Raw genomic sequence first — 23,181 nt, 5'->3', positions numbered from 1 at the left:
GATGCCTGAGTTCTCCTTCACCGACCTGCTCCCGCTCGGCCCGGACGAGACCGACTACCGGCTCCTGACCTCCGGCGGGGTCTCCACGTTCGAGGCGAACGGGCGGACGTTCCTGCAGGTCGAGCCGGAGGCTCTGCGGCTGCTCACCGAGACCGCGATGCGCGACATCGCCCACCTGCTGCGTCCGGCGCACCTGGCGCAGCTCCGCCGGATCCTGGACGACCCCGAGGCGTCCCCGAACGACCGGTTCGTCGCGCTGGACCTGCTGAAGAACGCGGGCATCGCGTCCGGCGGCGTCCTGCCGATGTGCCAGGACACCGGCACCGCGATCGTCATGGGCAAGCGGGGCCAGCACGTCCTGACGGACGGCGACGACGAGCGTCACATCTCGCGCGGGGTGTACGACGCCTACACGAAGCTGAACCTGCGCTACTCGCAGATGGCGCCGGTGACGATGTGGGACGAGAAGAACACCGGCTCCAACCTGCCCGCGCAGATCGAGCTGTACGCGACCCCCGGCGACGCCTACAAGTTCCTGTTCATGGCCAAGGGCGGCGGCAGCGCCAACAAGTCCTTCCTCTACCAGGAGACCAAGGCCGTCCTGAACCCCAAGCGGATGATGTCCTTCCTGGAGGAGAAGATCCGCTCGCTCGGCACGGCCGCGTGCCCGCCGTACCACCTGGCGATCGTCGTGGGCGGCACGTCCGCCGAGTACGCGCTGAAGACCGCCAAGTACGCCTCCGCCCACTACCTGGACGCGCTGCCGGCCGAGGGTTCGCCGCTCGGGCACGGGTTCCGCGACCTGGAGCTGGAGCTCCAGGTCTTCGAGCTCACGCAGAGGCTCGGGATCGGGGCGCAGTTCGGCGGCAAGTACTTCTGCCACGACGTGCGGGTGATCCGGCTGCCGCGGCACGGCGCGTCCTGCCCGGTCGCGATCGCGGTGTCGTGCAGCGCCGACCGGCAGGCCCTCGCCAAGATCACCGCGGAGGGCGTGTTCCTGGAGCGGCTGGAGACCGACCCCGCCCGGTACCTGCCCGACACCACCGACGAGCACCTGGACGACGACGTCGTCTCGATCGACCTGAACCGCCCGATGGCCGAGATCCGCGCGGAGCTGACCCGCTACCCGGTCAGGACGCGGCTGTCGCTCACGGGCCCGCTCGTCGTGGCCCGCGACATCGCGCACGCCAAGATCAAGGAGCGGCTGGACGCGGGCGAGCCGATGCCGGCGTACCTGCGCGACCACGCCGTCTACTACGCGGGCCCGGCCAAGACGCCCGAGGGCTACGCGTCGGGCTCGTTCGGGCCGACCACGGCCGGCCGGATGGACTCCTACGTCGAGCAGTTCCAGGCCGCGGGCGGCTCCCTCGTCATGCTGGCCAAGGGCAACCGGTCCAAGCAGGTCACCGACGCCTGCAAGGAGCACGGCGGCTTCTACCTGGGCTCGATCGGCGGCCCCGCGGCGCGGCTCGCGCAGGACTGCATCAAGAAGGTCGAGGTCCTGGAGTACCAGGAGCTCGGCATGGAGGCCGTCTGGAAGATCGAGGTCGAGGACTTCCCGGCGTTCATCGTGGTGGACGACAAGGGCGAGGACTTCTTCGCCGACACCACCGGACCCGTGCTCGGCATCGGCAGGCGCTGACGTCCGGGGGCGTCCCGCGGACCCCGCGCAGGCCCGCGGGACGGCGGTCCCCGAGGGTTTCTTGTCGGTAGGTCACAGTATTGGGCCAAAATTCGCGTTGGTGCTGAAGTCTCCCCGATGACCGGCTGGCTACTCCGGTATCTTTTCCGCCATGTCACAGTCAGAGCGCCTCGTGCTAGCGACGCGCTACCGGCTGGTCTCGGAGATCGGTCAGGGTGCCAACGGCACCGTGTGGCGGGGGCACGACGAGCTCCTCGACCGCGCCGTCGCGATCAAGGAACTGCGGCTCCCCGACAACCTCGCCGAGGACGACCGGGTGGTCTTCTACCGCCGTACCCTCCGGGAGGCGCGCGCGCCCGCGCAGCTGCGCACGCACTCCATCGTCGAGGTCTACGACGTGGTCATCGAGCAGGGCCGGCCCTGGATCGTGATGGAGATGATCGAGGCGCCCAGCCTCGAACAGCTCATCGAGCGCTCGGGGCCGCTGCCGCCCGAGCGGGTCGCGCACATCGGCCGCGCCCTGCTGGACGCCCTCAACACCGCGCACAAGGCCGGGATCGTGCACCGCGACCTGAAGCCGAGCAACGTGCTGCTTGACGGCGACCGCGTCGTCCTCACCGACTTCGGGCTCGCGTTCTCCTCGGAGTCGGCGAGCCTCACCAAGACGGGCCACTTCATGGGGTCGCCCGCGTACGTGGCGCCCGAGGTCGCCGCCGGGGAGAAGGCGACCCCGCGGTCCGACCTGTGGTCGCTCGGCGCGACGCTGTACGCGGCGCTGGAGGGCCGCCCGCCGTTCGAGCGCGAGAACGTCATGGCGACGCTGTCGGCGCTGGCCAACGAGTCGACCCCCGCCCCGCAGAACGCCGGCGTGCTCGCGCCCGTCATCACCGGGCTGCTGGAGAAGAACCCGACCCGGCGGCTCAGCCACGCCCGCGCGGTCGACCGGCTCGAACGGGCCCTGGCGGGGCCGCGCTCGGGGCGCCGCGCGCCGACCCCCCGCTACCGGCTGATGGTCGTGATCGGGCTCATCGGCGCGACCGTCGCCTCCTGCGGCATCGGCGCCACCGCCCTCATCGTCGGCATGATGCGGGAGAGCCCCGGCCCCTCCCCCACCGCCACCGCGTCCGGCCCGGCGAGCGCCACCCAGGCCGCCGCGCCGCCCGGCGCCGCGACCAGCACGCTGGTCGTCCGGGCCCGCACCGACTCCTGCAAGATCTTCGTGTCGGTGCCGGGGGCCGCGATGACCGTGCTCAGCGACGAGACGCTGAGCATGGGCGAGGCGCGCCGGTACGACCAGCCGCGCATCAACGCGGTCGTCTACGACGCGTCCGCCTGCGACGTCTGGGTGAACGGACGGCAGAAGCCCGCGGGCAAGCCGGGCGAGCGGCAGAACTACACGCTGAACAAGGAGTGATCCGCGCCTCACGCGGGAATGCGTGACCCACTGACGGGGCTGCCCTTTCAGGCGGCAGCGGACGACGGCGGCCGCCGGAGTCGAGTGGGAGGCGTTCCATGGGCGAGCAGGGGTTCCGGGTCGAGCACGACTCGATGGGCGAGGTCCGGGTGCCGGCCGCGGCCAAGTGGCGGGCCCAGACGCAGCGCGCCGTGGAGAACTTCCCGATCTCGGGCCGGACGCTGGAGGCCTCCCACATCGCCGCACTCGGCCAGATCAAGGCCGCCGCGGCGGTCGTCAACGCCGAGCTGGGAGTCCTCGACGAGGACCTCGCCCGCGCCGTCGCCGAGGCCGCCCGCGAGGTCGCCGCCGGGCGGTGGGACGACCAGTTCCCGATCGACGTGTTCCAGACCGGGTCGGGGACGTCGTCCAACATGAACGCCAACGAGGTCGTGGCGACGCTGGCGCAGGAGCGGCTCGGCCGCCCCGTCCATCCCAACGACCACGTGAACGCCTCACAGTCGTCCAACGACGTGTTCCCCTCGTCCATCCACATCGCGGCGACCGGGGCCGTCGTGAACGATCTGATCCCCGCGCTGCGGCATCTGGAGGCCGCGCTCGCCCGCAAGGCGGAGGAGTTCGCGACCGTCGTCAAGTCCGGCCGCACCCACCTGATGGACGCGACGCCGGTGACGCTCGGGCAGGAGTTCGGCGGGTACGCCGCGCAGGCCCGGCACGGCGCGGAGCGGCTGGAGGCCGTCCTGCCGCGGCTGGCGGAGCTGCCGCTCGGCGGTACCGCGGTCGGCACCGGGATCAACACCCCGGAGGGCTTCGCGGCCCGCGTCATCGCCGAGATCGCGCGGGCCACCGGGCTGCCGCTCACCGAGGCCCGCGACCACTTCGAGGCGCAGGGCGCGCGGGACGGCCTGGTGGAGGCCAGCGGCGCGCTGCGCACGGTCGCGGTGAGCCTCACCAAGATCGCCAACGATCTGCGCTGGATGGGGTCGGGGCCGCGCGCCGGGCTCGCCGAGATCCGGCTGCCCGACCTGCAGCCGGGCTCGTCGATCATGCCCGGGAAGGTGAACCCGGTGATCCCCGAGGCGGTGGCGCAGGTCGCCGCGCAGGTCATCGGGAACGACGCGGCGGTCGCGTTCGGGGGCGCGTCCGGCAGCTTCGAGCTGAACGTGATGCTGCCGATGCTGGCCCGCAACGTGCTGGAGTCGATCACCCTGCTGGCGAACGCGTCCCGGCTGCTGGCCGACCGCTGCGTGGACGGCGTCGAGGCCGACGTGGAGCGGATGCGCGAGTACGCCGAGTCCTCACCGTCGATCGTGACGCCGCTGAACCGCTACCTCGGGTACGAGGAGGCCGCGAAGGTCGCCAAGCAGGCGCTGCGGGAGCGCCGCACGATCCGCGAGGTCGTGCTGGAGCGGGGCCACGTCGAGGAGGGAAGGCTCACCGTCGAGCAGCTGGACGAGGCGCTCGACGTGCTGGGGATGACCGGCGCGGCCCGCCGCTGAGGCGGGCGGCGCCCCTCCCGGACGTCCTGCGCGTCCCAGGCGCCCCGCAGGGCGTCCGGGACGCGCCGGGCCGGATCAGTACCAGCCGACGGACTGCGAGTGCGACCACGCGCCGCACGGCGTGCCGTAGCGGTTCTTGATGTAGCCGAGCCCCCACTTGATCTGGGTGGTGGCGTTGTTCCGCCAGTCGGGACCGGCGCTGCCCATCTTGTCGCCGGGGAGGGCCTGCGGAATGCCGTACGCGCCCGAGGAGGGGTTGGCCGCGTGGACGTTCCAGTGGCTCTCCTTGTTCCACAGGTTCACCAGGCAGCCGAACTGGCCGCTGCCGCTGAACCCGTAGCTCGGCATCAGCCGCTTGGCGATCGCCTGCGCCTCGCCGGCGGGGACCGGGTCGCCGGTGGGTCCGCCGGTACCGCCTCCGCCGGTCTTCTTCTCCGGCGTCTTGGTCGGGATCGGCTTGCCCTTGGGAAGCAGCGAGGGGCCCTTCTTGCCGCCGTCCTGGCGCGTCGCGCGGGAGGCGCGGTCGAGCGCCAGCTTCTTGCGCTGCTGCTCCAGCACCTTCGGGTCGATCTTCGGCGGCGCGGCGGCGTCGGCGAGCTGCTTGGTCGGCTTGACGGTCTGCGTGCCCTCGTCGCCGGAGCCGCCGGTCAGCGCGAACGCGGCGACCGCGCCGCCGCCGAGCAGGACGGCGGCGCCCGCGGCGACCACCGCGATCCGCACGCCGTTGCGACCGCCGGAACCGTCCTTGCGGCCGCCGGAGCCGTCCTTGCGGCCGCCGGAGCCGCCCTTGCGGCCGGCGCGGCGGGGCCCGCCGGGCCCGGAGGAGATCTCGTCGCCGTGTCCGCCGGTGGAGACGCCGGTGCGCAGCGGCTCCTGGAGGGCCTGGAGCCCGAGCGTGTCCCCCGCGGGGGCGCCCGCGCGGGGGCCGGTGCCGGCCACGCGCACATCGTCCTCGTGCGGCGCCTCGGGCCCCTCCGCGGAGGGGGCGGGCGTCTGCGCCGGGTCGGCCGCGGCCATCGACGCCTGGCGGGGGTCGAAGCTCTGTCGATCGTCTCGCCTAGGGGACCCGGGACGGTCTCCGAACAAGGCGGTCCTTCCGACGGTCGCACGCGCATGGACACGCGCACGAACTGTTTCCACCCCGGTCCGGCCGCCGCCGGTCGTCCGGCGGCCTCGAACCCGGGACGGCGCCTCGCACGTCGCGCGCGTCATGAGGGGGCGCGCTCCGGGCCGGCACCGCACTGGGGGTGCTTACGGGGAGACACAATGCCCCAGCCCGAGGGCTCCTCCGCAACCAAAACGAGACGAATGCGGCCGATGGGACGATTGTCAACCCGGCCGGACCCCTGCCGAAAACCCGGACGGACCTGCGGGTCTCCACTCGCGCGGCAGAAAATGTGACCTTCGCCACATATCTACACTCCGAGGTTTAACGATCACCCTCCGTAGGAAAATGAACGGCGTTCTGAGACGCGAGGGCCCCGGCGGCCGTCACGGTCCGCCGGGGCCCTCCCGACGTCCCGGTCAGACCCCGACGTCGCCGAGCATGTCGGTCACCAGCGCCGCGATCGGCGAGCGCTCCGACCTGGTCAGCGTCACGTGCGCGAACAGCGGGTGGCCCTTCAGGCGCTCCACCACGGCCGCGACGCCGTCGTGCCTGCCGACGCGCAGGTTGTCGCGCTGCGCCACGTCGTGGGTCAGCACGACCCGCGACCCGGCGCCGATCCGCGACAGGACGGTGAGCAGCACGCCGCGCTCCAGCGACTGCGCCTCGTCCACGATCACGAACGCGTCGTGCAGCGACCGGCCCCGGATGTGCGTGAGCGGCAGGACCTCCAACATGTCACGGTCCACGACCTCGTCGACGACCTCCGGCGTCGTCACCGCCGAGAGGGTGTCGTAGACCGCCTGCGCCCACGGCGACATCTTCTCGTTCTCCGAACCCGGCAGGTAGCCGAGCTCCTGGCCGCCGACCGCGTACAGGGGGCGGAACACCACGACCTTGCGGTGCTGCCGCCGCTCCAGCACGGCCTCCAGCCCCGCGCAGAGGGCGAGCGCCGACTTGCCGGTGCCGGCCCGCCCGCCGAGCGAGACGATGCCGACCTCCTCGTCCATCAGCAGGTCCAGCGCGATCCGCTGCTCCGCGGACCGGCCGCGCAGCCCGAACACCTCACGGTCGCCGCGCACCAGCCGAACCGACTTGTCGGGCTGGACGCGGCCGAGGGCCGAACCGCGCTCCGACAGCAGCCGCAGCCCCGTGTGGCAGGGCAGGTCCCGCGCCTCCTCCAGGTCGGTGGTCCCCGCCTCGTACAGCTCCTCGACGGCCCCGGCGGTGACCTCCAGCTCGCGCATCCCGGTCCAGCCGGACTCCACGACGGCCAGCTCCGCGCGGTACTCCTCGGCGGCGAGCCCCACCGCGGACGCCTTCACCCGCATCGGCAGGTCCTTGGAGACCAGCACGACGTCGCGTCCCTCGCGGGCCAGCCACGCGGCCACCGACAGGATCCGGGTGTCGTTGTCGCCGAGCCGGAACCCGTCCGGCAGGACGCTCGGGTCGGCGTGGTTCAGCTCGACGCGGAGCGTTCCGCCCTGGTCGCCGAGCGCCCCCTCGACCGAGACGGGCTCGTCCAGCCGCCCGTGCCGCAGGCGCAGGTCGTCCAGCGTGCGCAGGGCCTGGCGGGCGAAGTAGCCGAGCTCCGGGTGGTGCCGCTTGGCCTCCAGTTCCGTGATGACGACGACGGGGAGTACGACCTCGTGCTCGGCGAACCGGGTCATCGCCCCCGGATCGGCGAGCAGGACGCTGGTGTCCAGGACGTACGTGCGCCGGTCCGGTTCCCTGCCGGGGACGGCGCCCCCGAGGTCCCCGGAGGTCTCCGGGACGGAGGCCCCGGAAGGGATCCCGGACGGGCCGGGACGGCGCGCGGAGGTTGTGGCCACTCGATCTCCCTGGATATGGGGGAACTGCCGGTGGCGCGCAGGTCCGCCCGCGCAGGGGCGGTGGTCCGCAGGGGACGGTCAGGTACCGTAGCGCCGGTGCCGCGCGGCGTAGGAGCGGATGGCCCGCAGGAAGTCGACCTTGCGGAAGTCCGGCCAATGGACTTCGCAGAAGTAGAATTCCGAGTGGGCGCTCTGCCAGAGCATGAAGCCGGAGAGACGCTGCTCCCCCGAGGTGCGGATGACCAGGTCCGGATCCGGCTGGCCGCGCGTGTAGAGATGCTCCGCGATGTGCTCCACGTCGAGGATCTCGGCGAGTTCCTCGATGCTGGTGCCACGACTCGCCTGCTCGATGAGCAGTGAGCGCACCGCATCAGCGATCTCACGCCTACCTCCATACCCAACCGCGACGTTCACAATCAGGCCGGGTGCGCTCGATGTGGCCTCTCCGGCATCTTTCAGGACGCGGGCCGTCTTATCGGGCAGCAGGTCGAGGGCGCCGACGGGCTTGACGTGCCAGCCGTCGGCGGCGAGCTTGCGGACGGTGTTCTCGATGATCGCCAGCAGCGGTTCGAGCTGGTCGGCGGGCCGGTTGAGGTTGTCGGTCGACAGCAGCCACAGCGTGACGTGCTCGACCCCCGCCTCGGCGCTCCACTGGAGCAGCTCGGAGATCTTCTGGGCGCCGCGCTGGTGCCCGGAGTTGACGTCGGCCAACCCCATCGACCTGGCCCAACGCCGGTTGCCGTCCAGGATCACGCCGACGTGCCGGGGGGTGACGTCGGTGGGCAGCTCGGCCTCGACGCGCCGCTCGTACATCCGGTAGACGGCGTCGCGGACGGCCGCGTACGGGCCGCTGCGGCGGAGGGCGGAGATGAGCCGCCCGCCCTCGGCGGGACGCCGGCGCACGCCGTCCCTCCGCGCGCCGCGCGGCATCCTGGTGCGCGGCTCTCCCGTACGCCGAACCCCCATATGGGCTTCCCTTCGAGCGACCGACCCTGGCGGAAAGTCGCTCAATTATGGCCCGACGGCGACACTTCTCCCACCGTCCCCGTGACGCCAGACTAACGCGCGGGGCGCGCCAGACGGGGCGGATGGCCTGCTCTGGCCCGGTCCGCCTCGGCCAGCAGATCGGCGAGAAATCGCGCCAGTTCGGCCGAGGTGAGGACGGCGCGGACGCCGCGCCCGCTCGCCCCCCACGCCTCGATCACGGCGCGCCGCGCGACCCGCCACCGTCCCGCCGCGGACTGCTGGCGGCCGACCCACATCGAGGACGTGCGCAGGGAGCAGCGCAGCTCGCCGGTGCTGAGCACGTCGCCGCGGTCGCGGTACCGGAAGGCGAACAGCTCGGGTTCGCGGGCGGTGTCGCCGGGGGCGGGATCGGGGAAGCGGTCGTCGGGGTCGGGCCAGCGCGCCGACTGCGGGGACCCGTCGGCGCGCGCGGCGGCGACCCGGGCGGCGAGACCGGCCAGGAAGTAGCCGCACCGCTCCCCCACCGCCCCGAACGAGTCGCCGTCGCGCCACAGTTCGAGCGTGACCTCGAACGGGGTGCCGCCGCGGTCGAGCGAGGCGATCGGGACCACCGCGAGGTCGGACCCGTCCAGGCAGCGCAGCCCCAGCATCCCGTGCACCTCCCGCCCGCGTCCGGCCCGCCTCCAGGCACAGTAGGGGAGGTCGCCACCATGATCACACCCAGTGATCATCGCGATCGGGTAATGGTTGCCGCGGGCCGGCCGGTTCAGGCCTGCGGGCCGGCGGCGCGGGCGCGCTCGACGTGCTGCAGGGCGCTGCGCAGCTCCGACAGCCACTCGTCGGTGTTCTTGCCGACGAGCCGGACGCACCAGGCGAGCGCGTCGCTGCGGCTGCGGGCGACCCCGGCGTCGACGAGCGTGTCCAGGACGCGGCGCTCGGGCTGCCGCAGCCGCGTCATGACCGGCACCGACAGGGTCGTGAACATCTCCCGCACGCCATCGCACTCCACCCCCCAGGACACCTTGCGGCCGAAGCGCTGCTCGGCCTCCCGGGCGATGGAGATCCGCCGGTCGCGGGTCTCGTCGCGGAAGCGCTGGACGTGCCCGGCGACGACGCCCGCGCGCTCGGCGCCGGACGCCTCGGCCGCGGCGGCCGGGACGGGCAGCGTGCCGACGACCGCGACCTCCTCGCGGTCGACGACGACCTCGGGCGCGCCCTCGAACCAGTCCTCGGGGAGACGTCCGGTGAACCAGCCGCGCAGCTGCTCCGCCGCTTCGCTCGTATTCATGTAATCAAAATTACAACGTAGCCCGGGCGATGCGCCAGCCCTCGCCTCGATTGACAACCACCTCCATTTGAGAGTTACTGTCATTTTATAGAAACACTCATTTGGAGGTGGCAGTCATGACGGTGGGTCACCGGCGGCGCTGGTTCGGGCTGGGCGCGCTGGCGCTGAGCATGCTGGCGCTCGGCTTCGACATGACGATCCTCAACGTGGCGCTGACCACGCTGTCGGAGGAGCTGCACGCGAGCACCAGCGCGCTGCAGTGGATCGTGGACTCCTACCTGCTGGTGTTCGGGGCGCTGCTGCTCCCGGCCGGGCTGCTCGGCGACCGGTTCGGCCGCAAGCGGCTGCTGGTGGCGGGCCTCGCGGTCTTCGGCGCCGCCTCGCTCGCCGGGGCGTTCGCGGACGGCCCCGGCGGCGTCGTCGCCGCCCGCGCGTTCATGGGGCTCGGCGCGGCGGTGGTGACGCCGCTGTCGATGTCGATGCTCCCCGCGATCTTCCCGCCCGAGGAGCGCACCCGCGCCGTCGCGGTCTGGTCGTCGGCGATGGCGCTCGGCCTGCCGCTCGGCCCGCTGCTCGGCGGCTGGCTGCTGGAGAACTTCTGGTGGGGGTCGGTCTTCCTGGTCAACGTGCCGGTCGTGCTCGTCGGCGGCGTCGCGGTGGCGCTGCTGCTGCCCGAGACGCGGGACCCGTCCGCGCCCCGGGTGGACGGGGCCGGATCGCTGCTGTCGATGGCCGGCGTCGTCGCGCTCGTGTACGGGGTCATCGAGGCCCCGGTGCGGGGCTGGGGCGACGCGGTGGTGCTGGTGTCGTTCGCGCTCGCGGCCGTCCTGCTGGCCGGGTTCGTCCTGTGGGAGCGGCGCGCCGCCGCGCCCATGATGGACATGGCGCTCTTCCGCGACCCCGGGTTCGCGTGGGCGGTGGTCGCCGCCGTCACCGCGAACCTGGTGATGGCCGGGGCGCTGTTCGTCCTGCCGCAGTACCTGGAGGCCGTCCAGGGCAACGACGTGTTCGGCACGGGCCTGCGGCTGACGCCGATGCTGCTCGGCCTGCTCGCCGGCGGGATCGTCACCGACCGGGTCGCGCACCGCGCCGGGCACAAGCCGATCCTCGTCACCGGGCTGCTCGTGCTCGCCGCCGGCTTCGGGTGGGGGGCGCTCACCACGGCGGGCGACGGCTACTCCGCCACCGTCCCGTGGCTGCTCGTCCTCGGCCTCGGCTGCGGCCTGACCATCGTCCCGGCGATGGACGCGGTCCTCGCCGCCCTGCCGGCCGCCCAGGCGGGACGCGGCTCTGGCCTCGTCCAGACGCTGCGCCAGACGGCCGGGACGCTCGGCGTCGCGGGGCTCGGCAGCCTGCTGTCGGCGCTCTACCGGGACCGCGTGCCCACCGGCGGGCTGCCGCCCGAGGCGGCGGGCGCGGCGCGCGACTCCATCGGCGGCGCCGTCGCCGCCGCCGCGCGGCTGGGCGACGCCGGCCTGCTCGCCTCGGCCCGGGGCGCCTACGTCCACGGCATGGACGCGGTGTTCGCCGCCTGCGGCGCCGCCGCGGCCGCGGCCGCCCTGCTCCTGTGGATCTTCCAGCCCGGGCGGGCGCGGGAGGGTGCGGCCCCCGCCGCCGATGCACGAGAATCGGACCATGAGCACGTCGTCCCGTGAGCACGCCATCGACCGGCTGGAGGACCGGCTCGCCCGGCTCCCGCTGCGGGAGCGCAAGAAACTGCGGACCCGCCGGACGATCCAGGACCACGCCCTCCGGCTGTTCGGCGAGCAGGGGTACGACGAGACGACCGTGGAGCAGATCGCGGCGGCGGCCGAGATCTCGCCGAGCACGTTCTTCCGCTACTTCCCCACCAAGGAGGACGTGGTCGTCACCGACGAGTACGACCCGATCATGGCGGAGGTCATGCGGGGCCAGCCGGCCGGGATGCCGCCCATCGAGGCGCTGCGGGCCACGCTCCGCGAGATGCTCCCGCTGATGTACGAGACCGACCTGGATCTGGTCAACGCCCGGCTGCGACTCACCGCTCAGGTCCCGGCGCTGCGCGCCCGCACGTTCGAGTCGCTGCGCGAGGGCACGCACGCCATGCTGACCGAGGTCGTCGGGCACCGGACCGGGCGGGAGGCCGGCGACCCGGACGTGCAGACGTTCACCTGGGCCGTCCTGGGCGTGCTCCAGGCGGCGATGTACCAGTGGGTGGACGGACGCGCGACGACCGAGGAGCTTCCCGAGATCGTCGACCGCAACTTGGAGTTCCTGGGCCGCGGCTGCCCGCTGTGAACCGGCGCCCTGCCCGGGCGGGTCAGCGCGCCGCCGCGGCGGCGATCTTGGGGCTGACGCGGACGGCGCCGCGCATGTTGCGGGTGTAGACGTTCTGGACCTGCACCACGGTGCCCGTGCGCGGAGCCGCCAGCATCTTGCCCTGGCCCAGGTAGAGGGCGATGTGCGAGATGTAGCCGGGCGCGGTCGGGTCGTTGGCCCAGATGAGCATGTCGCCCGGCTCGGCCTTGCTGTAGGGGACGACCCAGCCCGCGCGGGCCTGGTCGGCGGCGACGCGCGGGAGCCGGATGCCCGCCCTGGCGAACGCGTACTGCATCAGGCCGGAGCAGTCGTAGCCGCCCTCGGCCTCCGACTCGCCGCCCCACACGTACGGCCAGCCGAGCCGCGTGTAGGCCGCCTTGATCACGGTCCGGACCTGGCCGGCCGTCATGACCTGGCCGTTCGCCGTCGGCACGTTCGCGGACTTCGGGAAGTCGATCTCGGGGTTGACCGCGACGGCCTTGGCGCCCTTCGGCAGCGCCTTGCGCAGCTTCTTGATGAACGTCTTCGGCGCGGTCTGGGGGACGCTGACCAGCATCGCGTTGCCGGTCGGCAGCCCGAGGGCCTGCGCGGTGGCGTGCGAGACGACCGCGTCGACGTCGCTGACGCCCATCGTCGCGTACGCGCCCACCCGCAGCTGCGACTGGTGCTGCTTCCCTCCGACGGGCACCTGGCTGCCGAGTTCGACGCCGCCGTCGCTGCCCATCGTGAACGAGATGGCGACGTCGCCGGAGGCCACGTTGCGCCAGAGCGCGTCCGACTTGGCGGTCGGCTTCGGCGTGTAGTTGCGGAACGTGGACGGGTCGACGCCCATCAGCCCGACGCGCTTGCCCGCGACCATGCCCTGCACGGCGTCGACGACCTCGACGCCCTTCACGCCCTTGGCCTCGCGGACCTTCTGGACGAACCCGGCCGGAAGCGTGGTCGGCGCCGCCACGAGGACGTGCGGGGTGAGCCGCTTGCCGAGCGGCGCGACCGCCGTGGGCGACAGGCCGGTGCTGCCGGACGCGGCCACGAACCTGGCCCGCTGCTCGCCGGGCGGCGCCTTCGCGGGGCCGTCGTCGCGCGCGACGAGGACGGCGGTGTTGGCGGCGAGCGTCGTCAGCACGGAGACGCCGATGATCGTCGGTAGCATCCGGCGGTTCGGCTTGCCCACTGCCACGCTCCCTCGATGGTCGCCCTGCGCCGGCTCCTGACCGGGCACCGGACACGACTATGACTCACATCGTCGGCCATCGTCCAGATACCCGGGGCGCCCTGTGACACCCTCGTCCGCTCCACCCCGTTGGGTCAGGAGCGTCCCTGTTACTCAGTAGTAACAGCCCGGACATCTGAGATCAAGGTCACGCTGCCACAAAGTGGATCGTCAGTCCAATTGCCCACGTAGTTCGCGGTTCAGCTCGGCCTGGGTCGTGACGGGCAGCCGGCAGACGAACCCACGGCAGACGTACGCGGCGGGCTCCCCCTCCACCAGGCCCCGCCCCTCCAGCAGCGGCACGCCCTCGGCGTCCGGCGGGCCGGCGCTCACCACCGCGCCCGGGGCGACCGCCATGAGGGCCGTCCGGTGCAGCGCGCGGGTGCGCTCGTCGTCCGGATCGCCGATCACCGCGATCTCGACCGGGCCCGCCGCGCGGGCCTCGGCCACCGCGAGGCCCCAGCCCGCGAACCGCGCGTGCTTGCCGGCGAGCGCCGCGGCGGGGGCCAGCGCGTCCTCCGCCGCCTGCCGGTGCCAGTCGGACCCCGTCAGCGCGGCGAACGACAGCAGCGCCCCCGCCGCCGCGAACTGCCCCGACGGCGTCGCGTTGTCGGTCGGGTCCTGCGGGCGCCGGAAGAGGCGCTCGGCGTCGTCGGCCGTGTCGTAGAAGCCGCCCTCCCCGTCGCCGAACCGTTCGAGGACGGTGTTCAGCAACTCGCCCGCCAGCCGCACCTGGCGCGGGTCGCCGGTGACCGCGTGCAGGACGAGCAGCCCCTCGGCCACGTCGGCGTAGTCCTCCAGGACACCGGCGTTCGCGCCGGCCGTCCCGTCCTTGGACGTGCGCGCCAGCCGGCCGTCCCGCAGATGGACCTCCTCCAGCAGCCGCGCGACCTCCTCGGCCGCCCGGACCAGATCCGGCCGGTCGAACAGCGCGCCGCACTCGGCCAGCGCCGCGACGGCGAGCCCGTTCCACGCCGCCACCACCTTGTCGTCCCGCGCCGGCGGGACCCGCTGCGCGCGGGCCCCCAGCAGGGCGGTGCGCACACGCTCGTACCGCTCGGCGTCATCGGGGTCGCTCAGAAGCTGGAGGACGGAGGCGCCCTGCTCGAACGTCCCCGTCACCTCGAACAGCGCCTCCGCGAACGCGCCGTCCTCCTCCCCGAGCACCTCGCGCAGCTGCTCGGGCGTCCACACGTAATACCTGCCCTCTACGCCCTCACTGTCGGCGTCCAGCGCAGAGGCGAGACCGTTCTGGTCGGTGCGCAGGTCACGCAGCATCCAGTCGCACGTCTCCAGCGCGATACGGCGCGCGAACGGCGAACCCGTCAGCCGCCACCAGTGCGCGTAAACGCGGGCCAGCAGAGCGTTGTCGTAGAGCATCTTCTCGAAGTGCGGGACGATCCACCGCTCGTCCACCGAGTACCGCGCGAACCCGCCGCCGAGCTGGTCGTACATTCCGCCGCGGGCCATCGCCTCCAGCGTGCGGGACGCCATCTCCAGCGACTCCCCGTCACCCGTGCGAGCGTGGTGGCGCAGCAGGAACTCCAGCGCCATCGACGGCGGGAACTTGGGGGCGCCGCCGAACCCGCCGCGCACCTTGTCGTAGGAGCCCGCGAGCACCTTCACCGCGTGCGCGAGCACCTCGTCGCCGGGCGCCTCCGCCCCCGCGAGGCCGGACCCGCGCGAGGTCAGGGCCTCGACGACCTGCTGCCCCTGCTGGGCGACGTCGTCGCGCTGCTCCGTCCACGCCTTGTGGACGGCCTGCAGCAGCGCGCGGAACTGCGCCCGCGGGAAATAGGTCCCGCAGTAGAACGGATGCCCCTCCGGCGTCATGAACACCGTCATCGGCCAGCCGCCCTGGCCCGTCATGGCCTGGGTCGCCTCCATGTAGACGGCGTCGATGTCCGGGCGCTCCTCCCGGTCGACCTTGATGTTCACGAACAGCTCGTTCATGGCCCCCGCCGTCTCGCCGTCCTCGAAGGACTCGTGCGCCATCACGTGGCACCAGTGGCAGGCGGCGTATCCGACGGAGAGCAGGACGGGGACGTCGCGCCGCCGCGCCTCGGCGAACGCCTCCCCGGTCCACTCCCACCACTCCACCGGGTTGCCGGCGTGCTGGAGCAGGTACGGGCTGGTCGCGTCCTTGAGCCGGTTCATGCCCCCGATCCTGCCCGATCCGGCCGCCGCCTCACTCCCCCCGCGCCCGCGCGGCGAGACCGGCCAGGGCCGACTCGATGGCGCGGTGGAAGGTGGGATACGCGTAGATCATCTCGCGGAGGGCGGCGGTGGGGGTCTCGGTGTGGACGGCCACGGCCAGGAAGCCGAGCACCTCCCCGCCGGACGGACCGGCGGCGGTGGCGCCGACCAGGGTCCCCCACTCGACGTCCTCGACGAGCTTGACGAAGCCGTCGTTGCCGGCCTTGTGGATCCAGCCGCGGGTCGACTCGGGGATCGGCGCGACGGCCGTGCGGACCGGGAGGTTCTGGTCACGGGCCTGGGCCTCGGTCAGCCCCACGGACGCGATCTCGGGGTCGGTGAAGGTGACGCGCGGCACCGCGCGGTAGGCGGCGGGCGGCCCCTCCTCGCCGAGGACGTCCCGGACGGCGACGGCCGACTGGTACATGGAGACGTGCGTGAACGCGCCCATGCCGGTGATGTCGCCGATCGCCCACACGCCGTCGGCGGCGCGCAGGTGGCCGTCCACGGAGATCCGGCGGGCGTTCTCGTCGAGGCCGACGGCGCCGAGGCCGAGGCCCCGGAGGTTGGGACGGCGGCCGGTCGCGACGAGGAGGCGGTCGGCGACGAGCGTCTCGCCTCCGAGCCGCATCGTGAACTCGGCCCCGTCGTGGGTGACGCCGGTGACGTTCACGCCGGTGCGCACGCCGATGCCCTCGCGCTCGAACACCTCGCGCAGCAGCGCGCCGGCCTCCGGCTCGTCGTTGACGAGCAGGCGGTCGGCCGCCTCGACGACGGTGACGCGGCTGCCGAAGCGGGAGAAGACCTGCGCCATCTCGACGCCGACCACCCCGCCGCCGAGGACGAGGAGCGACTCGGGGGCCTCCATGGCCTGGACGGCTTCGCGGTTCGTCCAGTACGGAGTGTCGGCGAGGCCGTCGATGGGCGGAGCCGTGGGCGAGGTGCCCGTGTTGAGCACGATGCCGCGCCGGGCGCTGAAGACCTGACCGTCCACGGTCACCTCGCGGGGGCCGGTGATGCGGCCCCGTCCGCGCACCAGCCGCACGCCCTTGCCGGTGAGGCGGTCGGCGGCGGCCCTGTCGTCCCACCCGTCGGTCGCCTCGTCGCGGATCCGGGCGGCCACCACCCCCCAGTCGGGCACGGCGGACGCCTCGCCCGCCATCCCGGGGACGCGGCCGGCCTCGGCGAGCAGCCCGGCGGCGCGCACCATCATCTTGGTGGGGACGCAGGCGTAGTAGGGGCACTCCCCGCCGACCAGCCGCGACTCCACCCCGACGACCGACAGGCCGGCCTCGGCGAGCCTTCCCGCGGCGTCCTCTCCCCCGGGCCCGAGACCGATCACCACGACATCGACTTCGTCAGCCATGCCCTGGGTCCTGCCCACCTGCCCTCAGGTCAGACGGCGCGACGGCAGCGGGATCCGGTCCAGATCGTGGACGAGGGTGATGTCGCCGCCGAACGCGGCGGACGCCTCGTCCGCGAAGCGGTGCTCGTCGGCGGCGGGATAGCGCTCGGAGAAGTGGGTGAGGACGAGCCGCCGCACGCCCGCCTCCGCGGCCACCGCGCCCGCCTGGGCGGCGGTGAGGTGCCCGTACTCGGCGGCCAGGGCGGCGTCCTCGCCCAGGAAGGTGGACTCGATGACGAGCATGTCCACCCCCGCGGCCAGTTCGCGGACGCCGTCGCAGAGCCGGGTGTCCATGACGAACGCGAGCTTCTGCCCGGGACGGGTCACGCTGCACTCGGCCAGCGAGACGGTGCGTCCGGCGGGCGTCAGGACCTGGCCGTCCTCCTGGAGGCGGCGGATCAGCGGCCCTTGGACGCCGCGGGCGGCGAGCTCGTCCGGCAGCATCGTCACGCCGTCCGGTTCCTCCAGCCGGTACCCGTACGCCTCCACGGGATGGGACAGCCGCCGCGCGACCAGGCTGAACGGGGCGTCTCCGGTGTAGAGCGCCATCCGCTCGCCGGACACGGGCCGCTCGCGGACGACGTCGGTGTCGCGGAACGCGGCCGCGTGCCGCAGCCGCTCCCAGTAGGCCCGGCCGCTCGCCGGGAACGCCGCGTCCACGGGGTGCGCGACGCCGTCGCGGGCGATGCGCTGGACGATCCCCGGCACGCCGAGGCAGTGGTCGCCGTGGAAGTGCGTCACGCAGATCCAGGTCACGTCGTTCGCGGAGAGCCCCGCGTGCGTCATCTGCCGCTGCGTCCCCTCCCCCGGGTCGAACAGGACGCCGTGCCCGTCCCAGCGCAGCAGGTAGCCGTTGTGGTTGCGGGACCTGGTGGGCACCGCGCTGGCGGAGCCGAGGACGGTGAGATCGCGAACGGACATCCCCCCATGGTGCCGGTCGCAGGGCCGTGCAAGCGCTTGGTTATTCTGTGCGCGATGCAGACGACCTTGGGAGGGCCCGTTGGCCGGTAGCAAGCGCGACAAGATCAAGATGACGCCGGAGGAGGTGGCGGACTACCTGGCCGCCAACTTCAAGGTGCAGGTCGCGACCGTCGGCAAGGACGGCGAGCCCCACCTGGTGACGATGTTCTACACGCTGTACGAGGGCAAGATCGCCTTCACCACGTACAAGTCCTCGCAGAAGGTGATCAATCTGCGCCGGGACCCGACCATGACGTGCCTCGTCGAGGACGGCGTCGAGTACAACGAGCTGCGCGGCGTCGCCCTGTACGGGCGCGGCCTGGTCATCGAGGACCCCGAGCCGCGCTCCAAGGTCGGCATGGTCGTCGGCTCGCGCATGGCGGGCCTGCCCGTCCCGGAGATGGGCGAGCCGGTCGACCCGGTGATCGCCGAGGGCATCGAGCAGGCGCTGGCCAAGCGCGTCCTCATCGTCATGGAGCCCGACCGGGTCGTCAGCTGGGACCACGGCAAGGTGTAGGCCCCGCACCGGGCCGGGCGGGTCAGGCCGGGCGGGTCAGCTCCCTGGCGCGGTCCAGGGCGGCGCGCTCGGCCGCGCCGTCGCCGCGGAGGCGGGCGGCGTCGGCGATGTGGACGAACATCGCGGCCTGCCCGCCGACCTCGTCCAGCCCGCGCAGGATCTCCAGGGCCTGGCCGAAGAAGTTGACGGCCGCGACGGGACGGCGCGCGCGCAGGTAGGCCTCGCCGAGGCTCTCCAGCGCGCGGGCCCGGCACGGCTCGTCCGGCTCCGGCAGGGCGGCGAACTCGTCCGGCAGCGGGCCGAGCAGCCCGATCGCCCGGTCGAGGTCGCCGCCGCCGATCAGCGCCCGGGCGAGGTCGTGGCGCGCCACCAGCACCGCGTGGGGGTCGCCGCCCCGCTCGGCGAGGCGCAGGGCCTCCCCCAGCGTCTCGGCCGCCTCCGCCCAGCGCTCCCGCTCCAGCAGGGCCAGCCCCTCCGCCTCCACCTCACCGGTGGCCGCGCCGGCGAGATGCCGGTCGAGGGCGTGGCGGACCGCCGCGGGCGGGAGATCGCGGTCGGCGTCGTCGGAGTTCGCGCGCACGTCGAGGGTCCTCCCCGGACGCGGCGGCCTCCAACCGGGAGGGCCCGGCGGGGGTCAGGCGTCGTCGTCGGAGGGCTTGGCCGCCGTGCCGGCCTTGGCCGCCTTGGCCGCCTCGGCGCGCTCCCACTCCTGCTGCCTCAGGTCCGCCTCGCGGGGCGCCTGGATCTTCTTCATCTGCTTGCCCATCGACCGGATCAGGAAGACCGTCGCGGCCAGCAGGAGGAGGAACACCACGAAGCCGAGGACGCCGGGGCTGACCGTGTCGTCGTTCAGCGGCATGGCGTAGACGGCAGGCATCACAGACACACCTTCTCCCGGATGCCGGCGAACAGGTCGTCCTCCGGCAGTTCCGTGTCGACCAGGGACCTGGCCAAATGGTAGTCCTCGGTCGGCCATGCCTCGCGCTGGACGTCCAGCGGGACGACGAACCAGAACCCGTTCGGGTCGATCTGGGTGGCGTGGGCGAGCAGGGCCTGGTCCCTGGTCTCGAAGTGGTCGGCGCAGGGGACCCGGGTGGTGACCTCCCACTTCGCGCGCGCGTCGCCCTCCTCCTCGAAGCGCTTCAGCCAGTCGCCGTAGGGCGACTCCAGGCCGGCCTTCTCCATGGCGGAGTGCAGGGCGAGGATGCGCTCCTTGCTGAACGTCATGTGGTAGTAGAGCTTCAGCGGCTGCCAGGGGTCGCCCGTGCCCGGGTAGCGCTCAGGGTCGCCCGCGGCCTCGAACGCCTCCACCGACACCTCGTGGCACTTCACGTGGTCGGGGTGGGGGTAGCCGCCCTTCTCGTCGTAGGTGAGCATCACGTGCGGGCGGAACTCGCGGACCGCGCGCACCAGCGGCTCGGTCGCGGTCTCCAGCGGCTCCAGCGCGAAGCAGCCCTCCGGCAGCGGCGGCAGCGGGTCGCCCTCGGGGAAGCCGGAGTCGACGAACCCGAGCCAGCGCTGGCCGACGCCGAGGATCTCGCGGGCCCGTGCCATCTCCGCCTCGCGGACCTTGCCTATGTCGGCCTTGACCTCGGGGCGGTCCATCGCGGGGTTCAGGATGTCGCCGCGCTCGCCGCCGGTGCAGGTGACGACGAGGACCTCGACGCCGTCGGCCACGTAGCGCGCCATCGTGGCCGCGCCCTTGCTGGATTCGTCGTCGGGGTGCGCGTGCACCGCCATGAGACGCAGGGGCTCGTCGCCGCCGCACGGCCGTTCGAGCGCCGCGCCGTCGAAGACGCCGGACGTACCGTCGATGACCTCGGACACTTGGGGGTCTCCCTCTCCGGACTGTTGAGCGGACCCCGGTTCGAGGCACGCGCCATGACAGACGAGAATGAATTGTCCCTGACAACACCAGAACCCCGCACGAGGATTCCCGCCATGACGACGAGCACGTCGAAAGCAGCGGCTCCGGCCGAGTCCCGGCGGAGCCGTCTCGGCCTGGTGGCCGTCGGCCTCCTCGCGGCGGTGATGGCGGCCGGCTTCGGCATCCTCGCCGCGCACACGGGGCAGACGCCCGGGATCGTCCCGCAGACCGTCACCTACGACATCACCGACACGTCGGTCGAGATCAACTACACGGTGGCCAAGGGGAAGGGCGACGACGTGCGCTGCACGGTGGACGCCTACGACACCGACTTCGCGGTGCTCGCCCAGAAGGAGGTCTCCGTCCCTCCCGGAACGTCCAGCGTGAAGGGGGCGGAGACGCTGCAGACGCCCCGCCGGGCCACCGGGGCCAGGATCCGCGACTGCCGCAAGGTCTGACGGCCCCGTCCCGGGGACGCCGCCACCGGCCGACCGATACGCCCGGTGAGTGACGAGACACGGTTTGGCGGATTGCGGACGCCGTGTTCAGGGAACCTTTACCCGCACACACCGGATAGGCTAGAGGTTTCACCCAGCCGCACTTCATGTCGATGTGACGCCCGCCCGCGGGGGCGGGTGAGATCGCACCATGTGGATGAGGAGTACCCGTGACCGAGACCCGCGCTGACAACGTCACCTGGCTCACCCAGGAGGCGTACGACCGGCTCAAGGCTGAGCTGGACCACCTGTCGGGCCCGGGCCGCATCGAGATCGCTCAGAAGATCGAGGCGGCGCGGGAGGAGGGCGACCTGCGCGAGAACGGCGGCTACCACGCGGCCAAGGAGGAGCAGGGCAAGATCGAGGGCCGGATCCTCCAGCTCCAGGGCATCCTGGAGAACGCACGCGTCGGCGAGGCCCCGCGCACGGAGGGCGTCGTCGGGCCCGGCATGACCGTCACGGTCTCGTTCGAGGGCGACGACGAGGAGGTGACGTTCCTGCTCGCCTCCCGCGAGGAGGTCGGCGCCCCCATCGACGTCTACTCCCCGAAGTCGCCGCTCGGTGCGGCCATCGACGGCAAGAAGGTCGGCGAGAAGGCCACCTACAACCTCCCCAACGGCCGCTCGATGACCGTTGAGGTACTCGACGCCACCCCCTACGGCGGCGCGTAGCCGCCGCTTCGACACTGCGGAGGTGAAGACCGCCGGGCGGACACCGCCCGGCGGTCGTTGCTTGTGCGCCCCTACCTGAGCGGACGCCCGCGGGGCGGTCCGTCCCCGGCGGGGCCGGACACCGCGCGGACGAGCGGGAGCGTGCGGTACGGGATCTGGTTGGCGAGGGAGATCACCGAGGAGGCGCGCTCCACGCCGGCGACGTCCACGATGACGTCGATCACGCGCTGGAGGTCGGTGTTGCTGCGGGCGACGATGCGGCACAGCATGTCGCCGGGGCCGGTGATGGTGTGGGCCTCGATCACCTCGGGCACCTGGGCGAGCCGGGCCGCCACCGGATCGTGGCCGCCCGCCTGCCGCAGCTGCAGCGTGACGAAGGCCGTCACCCCGTAGCCGAGCGCGGCCGGGTCGATCTCCGGGCCGTGGCCGGCGATGACGCCGTCCCGCGCGAGCCGGTCCAGCCGCGCCTGCACGGTGCCGCGGGCCACCCCGAGCCGCCGGGACGCCTCCAGGACGCCGACCCGGGGTTCGGCGGCGAACAGCTCGATCAGCCGGCCGTCCAGTTCGTCGATCGGCACGGCACCCTCCTGTGGTCGTGGTCACCATGTACAGAGCGACCGGTCGGATCGTAGGTGCACTGTACAGATTGACCAGTACTTCAAGCCGCTCTTGCGCACCTTGCAGGCACATGTCGAGATTGGGTGGCATGGATGAGTTTCCGGTCAAGGGTATGGACGCCGTCGTCTTCGCCGTCGGCAACGCCAAACAGGCCGCCCACTACTACTCGACCGCGTTCGGGATGCGCAGGGTCGCCTACCGGGGCCCGGAGAACGGCAGCCCGGACGAGGCGGTGCACGTGCTGGAGTCGGGCGGCGCCCGGTTCGTGTTCCGCGGCCCGGTGAAGGCGGGCACCGAGATCGGGCGGCACATCGCCGAGCACGGCGACGGCGTGGTGGACCTCGCGATCGAGGTGCCCGACGTCGAGCACGCCTACCGGCACGCGCTCGCGAAGGGCGCCACCGGGCTGGAGGAGCCGCACGTCCTGGAGGACGGGTACGGCAAGGTGACGGTCGCGGCGATCGCCACCTACGGCGACACCCGGCACACGCTGGTCGACCGCTCCAACTACACCGGCCCCTACCTGCCGGGGTTCGAGCCCGCCGAGCCCATGGTGGAGCCGGTGGGCAAGCGGTTCTTCCAGGCCATCGACCACTGCGTGGGCAACGTCGAGCGCATGGACGAATGGGCTGACTTCTATCACCGTGTCATGGGCTTCACCGACATGGCGGAGTTCGTCGGCGACGACATCGCGACCGAGTACTCGGCGCTGATGTCCAAGGTCGTCGCGGACGGCACCCGCAAGGTGAAGTTCCCCCTGAACGAGCCCGCGGAGAGCAAGCGCAAGTCGCAGATCGACGAGTACCTGGAGTTCTACGGCGGGCCGGGCGTCCAGCACATCGCGCTCGCCACGAACGACATCCTGGCGTCGGTCGACCGGATGCGCGCCGCGGGCGTGGAGTTCCTGGAGAGCCCCGACTCCTACTACGAGGACCCCGAACTGCGCGAGCGCATCGGCCAGGTGCGGGTCCCGATCGAGGAGCTGCAGAAGCGCCGGATCCTGGTCGACCGGGACGAGGACGGCTACCTGCTGCAGATCTTCACCAAGCCCGTCCAGGACCGTCCGACCGTGTTCTTCGAACTGATCGAGCGGCACGGCTCGCTCGGCTTCGGCAAGGGCAACTTCAAGGCCCTGTTCGAGGCGATCGAGCGGGAGCAGGAGCGCCGCGGCAACCTGTGACACCGCGACACCT

At 72.7% G+C, this 23,181-nt stretch carries 22 protein-coding genes; 9 read left to right on the top strand and 13 right to left on the bottom strand.

Annotated elements, in window-relative coordinates:
- Position 1: 1 nt before the first annotated feature.
- From AB0C84_RS29020 to AB0C84_RS29010, 3 genes are all read left to right on the top strand, one after another.
- Positions 2-1,642, top strand: a complete 1,641-nt coding sequence (locus AB0C84_RS29020; RefSeq protein ID WP_258941147.1) for a fumarate hydratase — start codon at positions 2-4, stop codon at positions 1,640-1,642.
- Positions 1,643-1,793: 151 nt separating this feature from the next.
- Complete coding sequence (locus AB0C84_RS29015) at positions 1,794-3,056, top strand: serine/threonine-protein kinase (protein ID WP_179843955.1); 1,263 nt, start codon at positions 1,794-1,796, stop codon at positions 3,054-3,056.
- Positions 3,057-3,154: 98 nt separating this feature from the next.
- On the top strand, positions 3,155-4,555 hold the full coding sequence (locus tag AB0C84_RS29010; protein ID WP_361072600.1) for a class II fumarate hydratase: 1,401 nt from the start codon (positions 3,155-3,157) through the stop codon (positions 4,553-4,555).
- Between the two features lie 75 nt (positions 4,556-4,630).
- Here the strand turns inward: AB0C84_RS29010 and AB0C84_RS29005 are convergent, their stop codons facing one another.
- The 5 genes from AB0C84_RS29005 to AB0C84_RS28985 form a co-directional block, all read right to left on the bottom strand.
- Positions 4,631-5,572, bottom strand: a complete 942-nt coding sequence (locus AB0C84_RS29005; protein ID WP_361072597.1) for a lytic transglycosylase domain-containing protein — start codon at positions 5,570-5,572, stop codon at positions 4,631-4,633.
- Between the two features lie 507 nt (positions 5,573-6,079).
- A complete protein-coding gene (locus AB0C84_RS29000) occupies positions 6,080-7,366 on the bottom strand; it encodes a PhoH family protein (protein ID WP_179849353.1) in 1,287 nt (428 codons plus the stop codon).
- A 204-nt stretch (positions 7,367-7,570) separates the two neighbouring features.
- On the bottom strand, positions 7,571-8,458 hold the full coding sequence (locus tag AB0C84_RS28995) for an isoprenyl transferase (protein WP_361072594.1): 888 nt from the start codon (positions 8,456-8,458) through the stop codon (positions 7,571-7,573).
- A 92-nt stretch (positions 8,459-8,550) separates the two neighbouring features.
- Positions 8,551-9,108 carry a hypothetical protein gene (locus AB0C84_RS28990; RefSeq protein WP_179843958.1) on the bottom strand — a complete coding sequence of 186 codons (558 nt, stop codon included), beginning with the start codon at positions 9,106-9,108 and terminating at the stop codon, positions 8,551-8,553.
- Between the two features lie 116 nt (positions 9,109-9,224).
- Positions 9,225-9,746: a hypothetical protein gene (locus AB0C84_RS28985; protein ID WP_361072592.1), complete on the bottom strand. Its 522-nt coding sequence runs from the start codon at positions 9,744-9,746 to the stop codon at positions 9,225-9,227.
- 116 nt (positions 9,747-9,862) lie between these two features.
- Here AB0C84_RS28985 and AB0C84_RS28980 point away from each other — a divergent pair, with 116 nt between their 5' ends.
- Positions 9,863-11,401, top strand: coding sequence for an MFS transporter (locus AB0C84_RS28980; protein ID WP_361072589.1), 1,539 nt, complete (start codon positions 9,863-9,865; stop codon positions 11,399-11,401).
- Positions 11,382-12,023 (top strand): TetR family transcriptional regulator, encoded by a 642-nt coding sequence (locus AB0C84_RS28975; RefSeq protein WP_361072586.1) that lies wholly within the window; start codon positions 11,382-11,384, stop codon positions 12,021-12,023. Before AB0C84_RS28980 ends, AB0C84_RS28975 begins: the two co-directional genes overlap by 20 nt.
- 22 nt (positions 12,024-12,045) lie before the next feature.
- Here AB0C84_RS28975 and AB0C84_RS28970 read toward each other — a convergent pair whose 3' ends face one another.
- The 4 genes from AB0C84_RS28970 to AB0C84_RS28955 form a co-directional block, all read right to left on the bottom strand.
- On the bottom strand, positions 12,046-13,218 hold the full coding sequence (locus AB0C84_RS28970; protein ID WP_361072583.1) for a C40 family peptidase: 1,173 nt from the start codon (positions 13,216-13,218) through the stop codon (positions 12,046-12,048).
- Positions 13,219-13,428: 210 nt separating this feature from the next.
- Entirely contained in the window at positions 13,429-15,414 is a 1,986-nt protein-coding gene (locus tag AB0C84_RS28965; RefSeq protein ID WP_361072580.1) for a thioredoxin domain-containing protein, read from the bottom strand.
- 31 nt (positions 15,415-15,445) lie between these two features.
- On the bottom strand, positions 15,446-16,819 hold the full coding sequence (locus AB0C84_RS28960; protein WP_361072577.1) for an NAD(P)/FAD-dependent oxidoreductase: 1,374 nt from the start codon (positions 16,817-16,819) through the stop codon (positions 15,446-15,448).
- Between the two features lie 24 nt (positions 16,820-16,843).
- Entirely contained in the window at positions 16,844-17,779 is a 936-nt protein-coding gene (locus AB0C84_RS28955; protein ID WP_361072574.1) for a ribonuclease Z, read from the bottom strand.
- A 79-nt stretch (positions 17,780-17,858) separates the two neighbouring features.
- Between AB0C84_RS28955 and AB0C84_RS28950 the strand changes: the two genes are divergently transcribed.
- On the top strand, positions 17,859-18,335 hold the full coding sequence (locus AB0C84_RS28950) for a pyridoxamine 5'-phosphate oxidase family protein (protein ID WP_361072571.1): 477 nt from the start codon (positions 17,859-17,861) through the stop codon (positions 18,333-18,335).
- A gap of 22 nt (positions 18,336-18,357) precedes the next feature.
- Here AB0C84_RS28950 and AB0C84_RS28945 read toward each other — a convergent pair whose 3' ends face one another.
- The 3 genes from AB0C84_RS28945 to mca are packed head-to-tail and all read right to left on the bottom strand — an operon-like array spanning position 18,358 to position 20,075.
- The gene (locus AB0C84_RS28945; RefSeq protein ID WP_258941136.1) at positions 18,358-18,915 is read right to left on the bottom strand and encodes a tetratricopeptide repeat protein; all 558 of its coding nucleotides are present in this window, start codon (positions 18,913-18,915) and stop codon (positions 18,358-18,360) included.
- 54 nt (positions 18,916-18,969) lie between these two features.
- Complete coding sequence (locus AB0C84_RS28940; protein ID WP_258941135.1) at positions 18,970-19,212, bottom strand: hypothetical protein; 243 nt, start codon at positions 19,210-19,212, stop codon at positions 18,970-18,972.
- Positions 19,212-20,075, bottom strand: a complete 864-nt coding sequence (mca, locus tag AB0C84_RS28935; protein ID WP_179849354.1) for a mycothiol conjugate amidase Mca — start codon at positions 20,073-20,075, stop codon at positions 19,212-19,214. Before mca ends, AB0C84_RS28940 begins: the two co-directional genes overlap by 1 nt.
- A 201-nt stretch (positions 20,076-20,276) precedes the next feature.
- Between mca and AB0C84_RS28930 the strand changes: the two genes are divergently transcribed.
- Positions 20,277-20,660: a DUF4307 domain-containing protein gene (locus tag AB0C84_RS28930; protein ID WP_361072567.1), complete on the top strand. Its 384-nt coding sequence runs from the start codon at positions 20,277-20,279 to the stop codon at positions 20,658-20,660.
- A 209-nt stretch (positions 20,661-20,869) separates the two neighbouring features.
- Positions 20,870-21,370 (top strand): transcription elongation factor GreA, encoded by a 501-nt coding sequence (greA, locus tag AB0C84_RS28925; protein ID WP_179843970.1) that lies wholly within the window; start codon positions 20,870-20,872, stop codon positions 21,368-21,370.
- Positions 21,371-21,441: 71 nt separating this feature from the next.
- Here greA and AB0C84_RS28920 read toward each other — a convergent pair whose 3' ends face one another.
- A complete protein-coding gene (locus AB0C84_RS28920) occupies positions 21,442-21,948 on the bottom strand; it encodes an Lrp/AsnC family transcriptional regulator (RefSeq protein ID WP_361072564.1) in 507 nt (168 codons plus the stop codon).
- A 128-nt stretch (positions 21,949-22,076) separates the two neighbouring features.
- On the opposite strand from AB0C84_RS28920, the gene hppD reads away from it, so the two are divergent.
- Positions 22,077-23,168, top strand: a complete 1,092-nt coding sequence (hppD, locus tag AB0C84_RS28915; protein WP_258941133.1) for a 4-hydroxyphenylpyruvate dioxygenase — start codon at positions 22,077-22,079, stop codon at positions 23,166-23,168.
- Positions 23,169-23,181 lie beyond the last annotated feature (13 nt).

It is taken from the genome of Actinomadura sp. NPDC048955 (genome assembly GCF_040649435.1).
GTDB lineage: Bacteria > Actinomycetota > Actinomycetes > Streptosporangiales > Streptosporangiaceae > Spirillospora > Spirillospora luteofluorescens.
This window is presented reverse-complemented; position numbering and strand designations above follow the sequence as displayed.

Excerpts from the sequence above, each read along its gene's own strand:
- AB0C84_RS29020 (WP_258941147.1), top strand. The coding sequence starts at position 2 with ATGCCTGAGTTCTCCTTCACCGACCTGCTCCCGCTCGGCCCGGACGAG.
- AB0C84_RS29015 (WP_179843955.1), top strand. The coding sequence starts at position 1,794 with ATGTCACAGTCAGAGCGCCTCGTGCTAGCGACGCGCTACCGGCTGGTC.
- AB0C84_RS29010 (WP_361072600.1), top strand. The coding sequence starts at position 3,155 with ATGGGCGAGCAGGGGTTCCGGGTCGAGCACGACTCGATGGGCGAGGTC.
- AB0C84_RS29005 (WP_361072597.1), bottom strand. The coding sequence starts at position 5,572 with ATGGCCGCGGCCGACCCGGCGCAGACGCCCGCCCCCTCCGCGGAGGGG.
- AB0C84_RS28995 (WP_361072594.1), bottom strand. The coding sequence starts at position 8,458 with ATGGGGGTTCGGCGTACGGGAGAGCCGCGCACCAGGATGCCGCGCGGC.
- AB0C84_RS28990 (WP_179843958.1), bottom strand. The coding sequence starts at position 9,108 with ATGCTGGGGCTGCGCTGCCTGGACGGGTCCGACCTCGCGGTGGTCCCG.
- AB0C84_RS28985 (WP_361072592.1), bottom strand. The coding sequence starts at position 9,746 with ATGAATACGAGCGAAGCGGCGGAGCAGCTGCGCGGCTGGTTCACCGGA.
- AB0C84_RS28980 (WP_361072589.1), top strand. The coding sequence starts at position 9,863 with ATGACGGTGGGTCACCGGCGGCGCTGGTTCGGGCTGGGCGCGCTGGCG.
- AB0C84_RS28975 (WP_361072586.1), top strand. The coding sequence starts at position 11,382 with ATGAGCACGTCGTCCCGTGAGCACGCCATCGACCGGCTGGAGGACCGG.
- AB0C84_RS28965 (WP_361072580.1), bottom strand. The coding sequence starts at position 15,414 with ATGAACCGGCTCAAGGACGCGACCAGCCCGTACCTGCTCCAGCACGCC.
- AB0C84_RS28960 (WP_361072577.1), bottom strand. The coding sequence starts at position 16,819 with ATGGCTGACGAAGTCGATGTCGTGGTGATCGGTCTCGGGCCCGGGGGA.
- AB0C84_RS28955 (WP_361072574.1), bottom strand. The coding sequence starts at position 17,779 with ATGTCCGTTCGCGATCTCACCGTCCTCGGCTCCGCCAGCGCGGTGCCC.
- AB0C84_RS28940 (WP_258941135.1), bottom strand. The coding sequence starts at position 19,212 with ATGCCTGCCGTCTACGCCATGCCGCTGAACGACGACACGGTCAGCCCC.
- mca (WP_179849354.1), bottom strand. The coding sequence starts at position 20,075 with ATGGCGGTGCACGCGCACCCCGACGACGAATCCAGCAAGGGCGCGGCC.
- AB0C84_RS28930 (WP_361072567.1), top strand. The coding sequence starts at position 20,277 with ATGACGACGAGCACGTCGAAAGCAGCGGCTCCGGCCGAGTCCCGGCGG.
- hppD (WP_258941133.1), top strand. The coding sequence starts at position 22,077 with ATGGATGAGTTTCCGGTCAAGGGTATGGACGCCGTCGTCTTCGCCGTC.